Origin of the sequence: Xanthomonas sp. CFBP 8152, assembly GCF_014199025.1 — a bacterium.
Lineage (GTDB): Bacteria > Pseudomonadota > Gammaproteobacteria > Xanthomonadales > Xanthomonadaceae > Xanthomonas > Xanthomonas arboricola_B.
The window spans coordinates 49,786-61,502 of the sequence record NZ_JACHNO010000009.1 but is presented as its reverse complement, the minus strand read 5'-3'; the positions used below and the strand labels follow the sequence as shown (position 1 = coordinate 61,502).

7 protein-coding genes and 1 pseudogene are annotated in these 11,717 nt (G+C 65.7%); 2 read left to right on the top strand and 6 right to left on the bottom strand.

Annotated elements, in window-relative coordinates; translation table 11 throughout:
• Positions 1-155 precede the first annotated feature (155 nt).
• Both FHT09_RS19665 and FHT09_RS19660 read left to right on the top strand, forming a co-directional pair.
• A pseudogene (locus FHT09_RS19665) lies at positions 156-1,070 on the top strand (kelch repeat-containing protein); the annotation flags it as partial.
• A gap of 117 nt (positions 1,071-1,187) precedes the next feature.
• A complete protein-coding gene (locus FHT09_RS19660) occupies positions 1,188-2,084 on the top strand; it encodes a DUF3800 domain-containing protein (RefSeq protein WP_258077279.1) in 897 nt (298 codons plus the stop codon).
• Positions 2,085-2,291: 207 nt separating this feature from the next.
• Here FHT09_RS19660 and FHT09_RS19655 read toward each other — a convergent pair whose 3' ends face one another.
• The 6 genes from FHT09_RS19655 to FHT09_RS19630 all read right to left on the bottom strand — a co-directional run bounded on the left by FHT09_RS19655 (position 2,292) and on the right by FHT09_RS19630 (position 11,302).
• Positions 2,292-3,338, bottom strand: coding sequence for an SMP-30/gluconolactonase/LRE family protein (locus tag FHT09_RS19655; protein WP_104607195.1), 1,047 nt, complete (start codon positions 3,336-3,338; stop codon positions 2,292-2,294).
• Positions 3,339-3,414: 76 nt separating this feature from the next.
• Positions 3,415-4,599 carry an endo-1,4-beta-xylanase gene (locus FHT09_RS19650; RefSeq protein ID WP_104537941.1) on the bottom strand — a complete coding sequence of 395 codons (1,185 nt, stop codon included), beginning with the start codon at positions 4,597-4,599 and terminating at the stop codon, positions 3,415-3,417.
• A 50-nt stretch (positions 4,600-4,649) separates the two neighbouring features.
• Positions 4,650-7,349: a beta-galactosidase GalB gene (gene galB / locus FHT09_RS19645; protein WP_258077278.1), complete on the bottom strand. Its 2,700-nt coding sequence runs from the start codon at positions 7,347-7,349 to the stop codon at positions 4,650-4,652.
• A 164-nt stretch (positions 7,350-7,513) separates the two neighbouring features.
• A complete protein-coding gene (gene uxaC / locus FHT09_RS19640) occupies positions 7,514-8,935 on the bottom strand; it encodes a glucuronate isomerase (protein ID WP_104607194.1) in 1,422 nt (473 codons plus the stop codon).
• Between the two features lie 41 nt (positions 8,936-8,976).
• Complete coding sequence (locus FHT09_RS19635; protein WP_104607193.1) at positions 8,977-9,966, bottom strand: endo-1,4-beta-xylanase; 990 nt, start codon at positions 9,964-9,966, stop codon at positions 8,977-8,979.
• Positions 9,967-9,976: 10 nt separating this feature from the next.
• Entirely contained in the window at positions 9,977-11,302 is a 1,326-nt protein-coding gene (locus tag FHT09_RS19630) for an MFS transporter (protein ID WP_181141438.1), read from the bottom strand.
• Between the last annotated feature and the right edge of the window lie 415 nt (positions 11,303-11,717).

Sequence of the window (11,717 nt, the reverse complement as noted above, 5' to 3'; positions counted from 1 at the left end):
ACTCGGCATTCCCTGCGCTCAGGTAGCAGCCGTCCATGACCCTGTCAGCAAACGCATTACGTGTGGCTTTTGTGTTGACCATGTCTGCATGCTCACCCGCGTTCGCCGAGACGGCGGTGCAGGCACCTGCATCGCTACAAGCTCGGCACGCATTGCAGTGGAAAACCATTACCGGCGAAGGCAGGCCGCATGCACGGCACGAGAACAGCCTGGTGTCGGTCGGCGACCGTCTCTACCTGATCGGAGGGCGCGATGACCGGCCGCTGGACATCTTCGACACCAGGACACGCCGCTGGTCCAAGGGCAGCACGCCGCCGCTGGCGGTCAGCCACGCGCAGGCAGTGGTGTCGTCGGGGAAGATCTACTTCGTCGGCGGCCTGACCGGCGACTACCCGGAAGAAGCGACGCTGACCCACCTGTTGATCTACGACCCCGCCACCGACCGCTGGCAGGTGGGTGCGGAGATTCCCGAGGGCCGTCGCCGCGGCGCGGCAGGCGCGGTGGCGCACGACGGCGTGCTGTACCTGGTGGGCGGCAACACGCGCGGCCACATGAGCGGTTATGTGCCGTGGCTGGATGCGTTCGACACCAGGACGCAGCAATGGACGCAGCTGGCCGACGCACCGCGTGCGCGCGATCATTTCCATGCGGTGGTGCTCGACGGCAAGCTGTATGCGGCCAATGGCCGCAGGTCATCGCACGAGAGTGGCAACACCTTGGCGCAGACGATTTCCGAAGTCGACGTCTACGACATCCAGCGCGGCACCTGGAGCGTTGCCCCGGCCGCACTGCCGACGCCGCGCGCAGGTGCCGCCGCCATCGCACGCAATGGCCAGCTGCTGGTCATGGGCGGCGAGAGCACGCGCCAGGTCAAGGCGCACGACGACGTCGAAGCCTACGACCCGGCCACCTCCACCTGGCAGACGCTGGCTGCGTTGCCGCAAGGGCGCCACGGCACCCAGGCCGCAATGGTCGGCGGCGATCTGTACATCGTTGCAGGCAGCGGCAATCGTGGCGGCGGGCCGGAGCTGGATGATGTGTTGGTACTGCACGGAGGCAGCACGCCGTAGGCCATGCTGACGCCCGCGTACGGCATGCTGCGAGAGACATGCTTGAAGATTGTGCCTGTGCAGATGCGGATCTAATCTGCTGCATCGTTGTTCAATGTGCAGCGCCAGGGAGTGGTCATGCCAAAACGTGGATCAGATAACCCGCCATCAACGATGCCTGGCGTTGCCGGGCAATTTTCGCTGCCATTGGTACAGGCGGAAGGCGAGCCGGCGACACCGCCACTGCTGGCAGCTGCCGACCCGCGTTACAGCAATTACATCGTCTATGTCGATGAAAGCGGCGACCACGGCCTGGAGTCTGTAGATCCCAACTATCCGGTGTTTGTGCTGGCATTGTGTGTCTTCCACAAAGGCCACTACGCGCAACACGTGGTTCCCGCCATTGAGTCATTCAAGTTCAGGCATTTCGGGCATGACGTGGTGATTCTTCACGAGCATGACATCCGCAAGGAAAAGGGACATTTCCGCTTCAGTGATCGGTTGGAAAAGACGATTTTTCTGGACGAGCTGACGGGAATCATCGAGCTGCATAACTTCATCCTGATCAGCTGTGTCATCGACAAGACACGGCTGAAGGAAAAAGCCCAGACCGCAGACAACCCCTACCACCTGGCGCTTGCATTCTGCCTGGAAACACTTTTCGAACTGATGCAAGAAAAGAAGCAGGACGATGTTGCAACGCACGTGGTGGTTGAATGCCGTGGCAAGAAGGAAGACCGCGATCTGGAGCTGGAATTCAGGCAGATCTGCGACGACGCAAACCGCTGGGGCCGGCAACTTCCCTTTACCATCGTCTTTGCGGACAAAAAGGCCAACTCATCTGGCTTGCAACTGGCTGACCTCGTTGCGCGGCCCATCGGGCTATCGGTACTCCGCCCGGATCATCCCAATCGCGCATTCGACGTGCTGCAGCGAAAATTCTTCTGCAAGCAAGGCCGGCGTCAATTGGGTGTCGACTATGAAGGCTGGGGCCTGAAAATTTTCCCGCCGCCAGAAAGCGAAAAGCCCCGGTGATCTCACCGAGGCTATGACGCCGACCGGGAACCCCCAGTCCACTTAGGGTGCGAGTCTAGAGTTCTGGACCCAAGAATTCAAGGTTGCCTGCTACGAAACCTGGTCAGTCAGCACATCGCACCCATCAGCTGTTGTGACTGCTGAAAGCAGAACGATTTGCAACACAGGGCGATGGGTAAAGCTCCATCGCGGCCAGGGCCGCTCCTACTAAAGCGGCGATTGCGCGAACTCCAAGCCAAGCGCCTTGACCCGCACCCGCGCCAGCATCGCGTGGGAGGTCATGTACAGCGTATGGCCGTCGTTGCCGAAGGCGCAGTTGGAGATGGGTTCGCCGGTTTCGATGCGGCCCAGCCTGCGGCCGTCGGGGGCGAACACGATGACGCCGCCGGGGCCGGTGGCGAACAGGTGGCCGTCGGCGGAGACCGCCATGCCGTCGGGCAGGCCGGGCGCGTCCTTGGCCACCAGATCGGAGGCGTCGGCGAACACGCGCTTGCCGGTCACCGCACCGGCTGCGTCGAGCGTGTAGGCCATCCAGATCGGGCGGTCCGGATCGGAATTGGCCACGTACAGGGTGCGCGCATCCGGCGACAGTGCGATGCCATTGGGAAGGCTGAGGCTGTCGTCCAGCAGGTGCACGCTGCCGTCGGTGTCCAGCCGGTAGACGCCGTTGAAGCGCAGTTCCTTGACCGGCGAGTCGTTCATGCCCTTCAGGCCGTACGGCGGGTCGGTGAAGAACACCACACCATCGCTGCGGCGGACCAGATCGTTGGGGCTGTTGAAGCGACGGCCGTCGAACTGCGTCGCCAGCGGCGTCTTCTTGCGCGTGGCCGGGTCGAGCCTGGCGACGATGCGCGTGCCGGAATCGGCCAGCAACACGGTACCGCCCGGCTCGGCATACAGCCCGTTGGCACCGGCTTCGCGCAGCGTGGCCTGCTCCGGGCCGCTGTAGCCGGATGGCGACAGCAGCACCGACAGGCCTGCGTCTTCGGACCAGCGATAGAGCGTGTTTTCCGGCACATCGGTGAACAGCAGATAGCCACCGTTGCGGACCCAGGCCGGGCCTTCTGACCAGGTGAAGCCTTCGCTGAGCTTCTCGATGCGCGCATCGCCGGCAACCACGTCGCTGAAGCTGCGATCGAAGCTCTGCAGATGCCCGATCGCGGCAAAGCGCGGTGGCGGCACCTCCTTCCTGGTGCAGGCGGCGAGGATTGCCAGTAGCGGAACAGCCAACAGCAGATAGGGCGGCAAGCGCATCGGTCAGTCCAGTAACGAAGTCGGGCCATGATGCCAGCATGCGTGTGCAGGCCTGCTGCGCACGCCGGCGGCCGTGCTAGCGCTCGCTCGCATGCGCGGGTACCGCCAACACCGCATCCAGCGCCGGTTTGGGCTGGTAATTGCGATCGAACAACAGCGGATAGTTGGTACGGCCCGGCACGGGGTAATCGTTCTTCCATGACATGCCGTCGCTGACACCCCACACGCTGACGCGTGCAAGCTTGTCGCGCTTGCGCCAGAACAGCGCAAACAACGCGGCGTAGCGATCGCGCAGCTGCGCCTGCACCTGCGGTGGCAAGCCCTGGCGATACGGGTCGAGAAAGCGCTTGAATTCCGGCAGCTGGAACTGCTTGTGTGCGAGCCCCGTCCCGATGACCTGGCCTTCCCTGGTCAGCGGCAACACGTCGATGTCCAGCTCGGTGATCATGACCTTGATGCCGAGCGCGGCGTAGGCATCGATGGCGTCTTCGATATCGCGCAGGCTGGGATAGTTGAGCCCCCAGTGTCCCTGCATGCCGACGCCATCGATGCGGATGCCGGATTGCTGCAGCATCCTGACCATGCGCACGATGCCATCGCGCTTGCTCGGCCGCCATGCGTTGAAATCGTTGTAATAGAGCTCCGCATTCGGCGCATACCGTTGAGCAAAGGCGAAGGCGTTGCGCACCACGGTGTCGCCATCGCCCACGCGCTGCACCCAGTTGGTGGGGCGGTAACTGCCGTCTTCGTCGATGATCTCGTTGACCACGTCCCAGGCCTGCACCTTGCCGGCATAACGACCCGCCACCAACGCAATATGCTGGCGCATGCGCTCCAGTTGCTGTGCCGGCGTATTGGGCCGGCCATCAGCGGTGGTGAAGAACCAGTCCGGCGTCTGGTTGTGCCAGACCAGGGTATGGCCGACCACGAACATGGCGTGATCGCGTCCATAGGCGACGAAGGCGTCGGCCGCGCTGAAGTCGGACACGCCCGGGCGCGGGGCGACCACTTCGGCCTTCATCACGTTCTCGGCAGTGACGGCATTGAAGTGGCAGGCGACCAGTGCGGCAGAGGCGGCGTCCTTGCCGGAGACGATGTCGGCATTGACGGCGGTGCCGATCAGAAAGCCATCGGCGTAGGCGTGCCTGAGCGAGGTGCTGCGGGTGTCGCAGTCAGCCAAGGCCGGCACTGCCATGACAGCGCCGATCAGGGCCAGAACAAAACGCAAGCGCGCTGCTGGGCGATTGTGGGTGTGCTGCATCGCCGGATTCCTGTGCAGGTCCCGCAGGTATAGCGTGATCGGGAATTCCATCACTCCACCACCACCTGCGCACTGGCCGCTTGCAAGCTGTCGGAGTCCACATGCAGCGTGATGGTGCCACGCGCGCCGGGCTTGGCACGCACGATCGCCAGGCACAACCCATTGAACGCATTGCGCTGCGGCGCGGCGAAGGATTCCAGGTTGGTGGGATCGCCGTTGTCGGTGGCGACCAGCTCGCCCGGGCCGTCGATGCGGAAACGCAGGCGGTCGCCGGCGGTCGGCGCAGGGCGTCCTGCGCGATCGAGCAAACGCACGGTGACGAAACTTAGATCCTGCCCGTCGCCACGGATGCTGCTGCGGTCCGGCGTGACCTGCATGCGCGCGGCGCTGCCGGCGGTTTGCACGCGGTCGTCGGCCCAGGGTTTACCTTCCTTGTACGCCTGCACGCGCAGCTCGCCGGGCTGGTAGACCACCGCGTCCCAGCGCAGCCGGTACTGCAGCGGACCCTTGCGCTTGCGCCCCTGCGAGACGCCATTGACGAACAGCTCGGCCTCGTCGCCGGAGGTGAACACATGCACCGGCGTGACCTGCCCCTCGCGGCCGGGCCAGGTCCAGTGCGGCAGCAGATGCGCCATCGGCAGGTCGGGGCGCCAACGCGATTGATAGAGCCAGTAGCGATCCTTGGGAAAACCGGCCAGATCGAAGATGCCGGAGTACGAACTGCGCGAGCTGTAGTACGGCGTGGGCTCGCCCAGATAATCGAAGCCGGTCCAGACGAATTCGCCGGCGACATACCGATGCTGGTCCTGTGCCGCGAACACCTTGTCGGCGCTGGAGCCGAAGTCCACCGCATGCAGTTCGTAGGCGCTGACCTGGTGCGCGACCGAATCGCCGCCGCGTCCATCGCGCACCGGCGCGCTGGTGTCCGGCGTCACCGGAAACAGATACACACCGCGGCTGCTCAACGCCGAGGCGGTCTCGCTGCTGAGAATGGGCTTGTGCGGGAACCTGCCATGGAACGCGGGATACTGCGGTTGTTTGCGGATGCGCTCGGTGCCTGCGAATTCCGGCGTGTCGCGGATGCCTTCGCCCTGGTAATTGAGGCTGATGACATCCAGCGCAGCGGGCAACGGCATCTCGGGCGAGGCGTAGTTCATCGCCAACGTGGCAGGGCGCGTGGGGTCTTCCTCGTGCACGATGGCGTGCAGTGTGCGTTCGATCGCCGCGCCCTGCTCGCCGGTGTACTGCTCACCGACTTCGTTACCGACGCTCCACAGCATCACCGAGGGATGATTGCGGTCGCGCCGCAGCATCGCGCGCAGGTCCGGCTCGTGCCATTGCGGGAACACCAGGTGGAAATCCAGCGGGGTCTTCTTCATTTCCCAACTGTCGAATACCTCGTCCACCACCAGCAGGCCCATGCGGTCGGTCAGCTCCAGCAGCTCCGGCGCGGGCGGGTTATGGCTCATGCGGATGGCATTGGCGCCCATCTGCTGCAGCAACTGCAGTTGCCGCTCGGCGGCGCGCAGGTTGAACGCCGCACCCAGCGCGCCGAGGTCGTGATGATTGTTCACGCCGCGAATCGGCACGTGTTCGCCGTTGACCAGCAAGCCCTGGTCGGCATCGAACACGATGCTGCGGATGCCGAACGGTGTTTCGTAGCGATCCACCACGTGCCCGTCCTGACTGACCTCGGTCACCGCAATATAGCGGTGCGGGCGCTGGGTCGGCGGCGGGCCCCACAGACACGGGCGGTCGATCTGCGTGCTGCCCTGCACGCGTGCGCTGCCACCGGCAGGAACCGCAACCTGCATGGCCGCGACGCGCGCGATCGGCTCGCCGCTGCGCGTGCCGCGTGTATCGTCCAGCACATAGATCGCGGTGCTGACCTGCGCCTGCACCGCGCTGCGCGCGGCATTGTCCAGCGTGACTGCCAGTTGCACCTGCGCGGTGTCGGCCGACACCTGCGGCGTGGTGAGCTGCGTGCCCCAGTGCGCCACATGCAGCGGCGCAGCTTTGGTCAGCCACACATTGCGGTACAGCCCGCCGCCCGGATACCAACGCGCCGAGTCGGGCGGATTGTCCAGGCGGATCGCCAGCTGGTTGCGCGCACCAAACACCACGTAGGGGCTCAGGTCCACGCGCCAGGAGCTGTAGCCATACGGCCAGCCGCCGACCAGTTTGCCGTTGAGCCAGACCGTGGCATAGGCCATCGCACCATCGAGATCCAGAAACAGCGCGCGCCCGCGATCGCTGGCGGGGATGTCCAGGCGCTTGCGATACCAACCCACGCCCCAGCTTGGCAGGCGCCCCATGCCACCGTAGGGACCATCGGCAAGGAACGGCCCGGCGATGGCCCAATCGTGCGGTAGATCCACGCGCTCCCAACTGCTGTCGTCGAACTGCGGCTGCACGAAGGCGACGCTGCTGCCAGGGTGGCCGGGCGGGCGGACATGGCGCTTTGCCGGGTCTGCAATCAACGCATTGGCCGTAGGCAGGATCCACGGCTTGAGCACGCGTGTTGCGGCGGGATCCAGATGCTGCGCCTGCTCGGGCTGCGCGTCGGCCACCTTGCCGTCTTCGCTGCGTAGCACGTGCGGGCGGATGTCGTAGTCCAGGATTTGCCGATTGCCTGGAGGATCGTCGCGATGGAAGCGCCACTGCGCGTTGAGCGAGACACGCTCGCGCGGCAACTGGGTCGGCGCCGGTGGCGCTGCCAGCGCGGGCACTACCACGCAGATGCAAAGCATCGCGACACGTGCAAGGCGTGCGCAGTCCCTGCGCGCGCGCATCACCCTCGCCTGCATGCCCGTGTGCGTCATATCGCGCCTCGCTTCGACCATGCGCGTATGCGTGGCCCATCCCGCCCCACGTGCACGCGTGCAGGCATCGCTGCGTGCTGCCTCGCTCAGCCTCACAGCTTGTAGGCTTGCTTGGGCAAGCGATACGCCAGATCGATCGCAACCTCGACCGCCTCGTCCTCATCCAGCCGATGCTCGGCGACCAGCTTGGCGAGAAACGCGCTGTCCACGCGCCGCGCCACATCGTGTCGTGCCGGAATCGACAGGAAGGCGCGGGTATCGTCGTTGAAACCCACGGTGTTGTAGAAACCGGCGCTGGCCAGGGTCTGCTCGCGGAAGCGCCACATGCCCTCCGGCGCGTCATGGAACCACCATGCCGGCCCCAGCAGCAGCGACGGGTAATGCCCGGCCAGTGGCGCCAGCTCGCGGCTGTAGCTGGTTTCGTCCAGGGTGAACACGATCAGGCGCAGACGCGGGTCGTTGCCGAACCGGTCCAGCAAGGGCTTGAGCGCGTGCACGTAGTCGGTGCGCATCGGAATATCGGCGCCCTTGTCGCGTCCGAAGGTCTGGAATAGCTGCCGGTTGTGGTTGCGAAAGCAGCCCGGGTGCAGCTGCATCACCAGGCCATCGTCCAGGCTCATCGCCGCCATCTCGGTCAGCACCTGCGCGCGGAACAGCTCGGCCTGTGCCGGCGTGGCGGCACCGCGCACCACGGTATCGAACAGGCGTTGCGCCTCGGCCGGCGACAGATCGGCGGTGGCCGCGCTGGGGTGGCCGTGGTCGGTCGAGGTGGCGCCATGCGCGGCAAAGAACGTGCGGCGCTGCCGGTGCGCACGCAGATAGCCTGGCCAGCTCAGCACATCCTCGCCGGTGAGCGCGCCGAACTGCTGCAGCGCGCCGGCAAACTGCTCGTGCTCCGGGTCGACCACCGGGTCCGGGCGGTATGCGGTGAGCACGCGCCCCTTCCAGCCGCTGTCGGCAATGGCCGCGTGGTGCTGCAGCGTGTCCAGCGGCGACTCGGTGGTGGCAATCACCTCGATGTTGAAGCGCGCGAACAGGGCACGCGGGCGGAATGCCGGCGTCTGCAGCGCAGCGGTGATGTGGTCGTAGTACTGATCGGCAGTGCCGGCATCCAGCCGGATGCGCAGATCGAACACCTCATGGAAGACATGATTCAACCACAACGCAGAGGGCGTGCCCCGCAGCAGGTGGTAGTGCGCGGCGAACACGCGCCATGCCGCACGCGGGTCCACCGCCGCGCGCGATCCATCCGCACGCGCAATTCCCAAGGCATCCAGTGCGATGCCCTGGCTGTAGAGCATGCGGAACACGTAGTGATCCGGCACCAGCAACAACGCGGTGGCATTGGCGAACGGCGCGTCGGTAGCGAACCACGCCGGGTCGGTATGGCCGTGCGGGCTGATGATCGGCAGTGCGGCGATCTGCGCGTACAGGCGGCGCGCGACCGCACGCGTGCCGGGGTCGGCAGGGAACAGGCGATCGGCGTGCAGAGTCAGTGGTGTGGGCGTGGGCATAAGTCAGTCAACAAACAGGCGGAAGATGCGTGATGCAGCGCTCACGGCGTTGCAGTGCGGTGCGCGGCTACGTAGCTACGCAGCCAGGTCAGCGCGGGCCGCTCGGTGCCATCGGCACGGATCAGGTACGCCGCTTCCTTGTCGCGCCACAGGCCGGGGCGAAAGCCCCACAGCGTGATGCCGCGCACGCCGGGGTGCTCCCAGAACACCGGGAACACACGTTGGTAGGCGGCCAGCTGCTGCGCATCGGTGGGCCCGTCCAGGTCGAACTCGGTGATGTAGATCGGCAAGCCGGTCGCGGCCAGTGCATCGAGATTGTCGCGGTGCACCGACATCGCCACATTCGGGGTGGTTTCGAAGGCATGCTCCTGCACGCCGATCGCATCGACCAGTTGCTCGCGCTGCAGCAGCTGCACGATCTGCAGGTATTTCTGCGTGGCCTGGGGGCTGTTGGTGATGCTGTAGTCGTTGATCATCAGCCGCGCACGTGGAAAGTGCTGGCGCGCCAGCCGGAACGACTGCAGCACCCACTCCCAGCCGCTGGCGCCGTCGCCGCCCAAGGCCTGCAGGTAGTTGCCGCCACCGGTGTCGTCCTTGCTGGGCGGGTCGTTGAGCGGCTCGTTGACCACTTCCAGCAGGTCGATATCCGGGTAGCGCTGCGCCACCGCGGCAAACCACTGCTCGATCTCGCGGCGCTGCTCGGCCGGCCGCAGCGACTTGATCCACTCCGGCTGCTGATTGCCCCATACCATCACGTGCATCTGGAACGGCATGCCGTTGGCCTTGGCCAGCCGGTGGGCGGCATCCAGCCCGCTCCAGTCCATCTGGTCGCGCACCGCTTCCACGCTGCCCCACTTGCCGCTGTTCTCCGGCGTGAGCTTGTTCCAGTACTGCGCAAATCCCGGGGACTGTTGCGGACTGTAGGCGCTGCCCAGGAACTTGGGCGCGCCGGAAGCCAGCGGTGCGGCCTGCGCAAGCGTTGCGGCGTTCGCCGCCAACAACAACCCCACTGCCAGTGTGCGTAGTTGCATGATGATCCCCTCAGGAAGATGCGTTGGCTGTCGGTGCGGCATCTGCCGGCAGCTGCGCCGGCGCCAAGCGTGGCACCAGCATGTGCACCACCGCCAGCGCCAGCAGATACGCCGAGCCTGCCATCAGGAACACCGGCACATAACTGCCGGTCGCCTGCAGCAGGAACCCGATGAAGGTGGCGATCAGCATCCCACCGACCGCGCCGGCAAAGCCGCCGATGCCGACCACGGTGGCGACCGCGTGGCGTGGAAACATGTCCGACGGCAGCGTGAACAGATTGGCCGACCACCCCTGGTGCGCAGCGGTGGCCAGGCCGATCAGGCCAACCGCCAGCCACAGGTTATCGGCGCGTGCGGCGAACACGATCGGCACCACCGAGAGTGCGCAGATCAGCATTGCGCTCTTGCGTGCGCGGTTGACGCTCCAGCCGCGCGCGATGAAGCGCCCGGCGACCCAGCCGCCGGCAATGCTGCCGATATCGGCCAGCACAAAGATCACGATCAACGGCGCGCCCAGTTGCAACAGACTCAAGCCGTATTCGGCATGCAGGAACTTGGGCAGCCAGAACAGGAAGAACCACCAGATCGGGTCGGTGATGAACTTGCCCAGCACGAACGCCCAGGCCTGCCGGTGCCGCAGCACCTGCAACCACGACAGCCGCCGCTGCACCGACGCGTGCGCATCGCTGCGGATATGCGCCAGCTCTGCCGCCGACAGGCCCGGTTGCTGCTCGGGCGGGTGATAGCTGAGCCACCACACCAGCAGCCAGGTGGCGCTGAGCACGCCGGTGAACAGGAATGCCGCCTGCCAGCCCCAGGCGGTGGCGATCAGCGGCACCAGCAACGGTGCGACGATTGCACCGATATTGGAGCCGGAATTGAAGATGCCGGTGGCCAGTGCGCGCTCGCGACGCGGAAACCACTCGGCCACCGTCTTCAGCGCAGCGGGGAAGTTGCCGGACTCGCCCAGCCCCAGAAAGAAGCGCGCGATCGCAAAGCCCACCATGCTGGTGGCCAGCGCGTGCCCCATTGCCGCCAGGCTCCAGATGCCGATCGCCAGCGCGTAACCGACGCGCGTGCCGAAGCGGTCGATCACCGCACCGCTGCACAACAGGCCCAGCGCGTAGGCGGCCTGAAACGCGGTGACGATGTAGCCGTACTGGATCTCGTTCCAGCCGATCTGCGTCTGCAGAAACGGCGCCAGCACGCCCAGCACCTGGCGGTCGACATAGTTGATGGTGGTGGCGGCAAGCAGCAGTGCGCAGACGCGCCAACGCATACGGCCCAGGCGCGCCAGCGTGCCGGCAGCGGCAGCCGCTTGCGGTAACTCGCTCATGTGCGCGAGCGCCACAGCGCTGCTGGACGCAGTGTGCGATGGGCAATCGCGCAACGACCACTGCAGCGCGCTGCCGCGTGTCGAGTACAGCCCGACGGCTGGTTGCCGCGTTCTTCGGTTCGATTCATCGAGCACTGCACCTGCACGAAGGTGGCCTCGCGCCACGGGTGATAGCGCTACCATTATCACGCTGCCGGGCAAAAACCATCGCGCAGTGCAGCACGCCGGTGCGCCGTCCGCGGCCGACACGGTTTCGATCAGTGCCACTGTCGCACCCGCCGCGATGCCTTCCGTCGCCTATGTTGCCCTGCAGCGTGATGTTCTGAATTTGGTAGCGCTAACATCGGCCACCGCTGATCGCCCGTCTCCCCCATCGCACCATCGCCGCGCCGCTGATCGGCAGCGGCACTCCCTG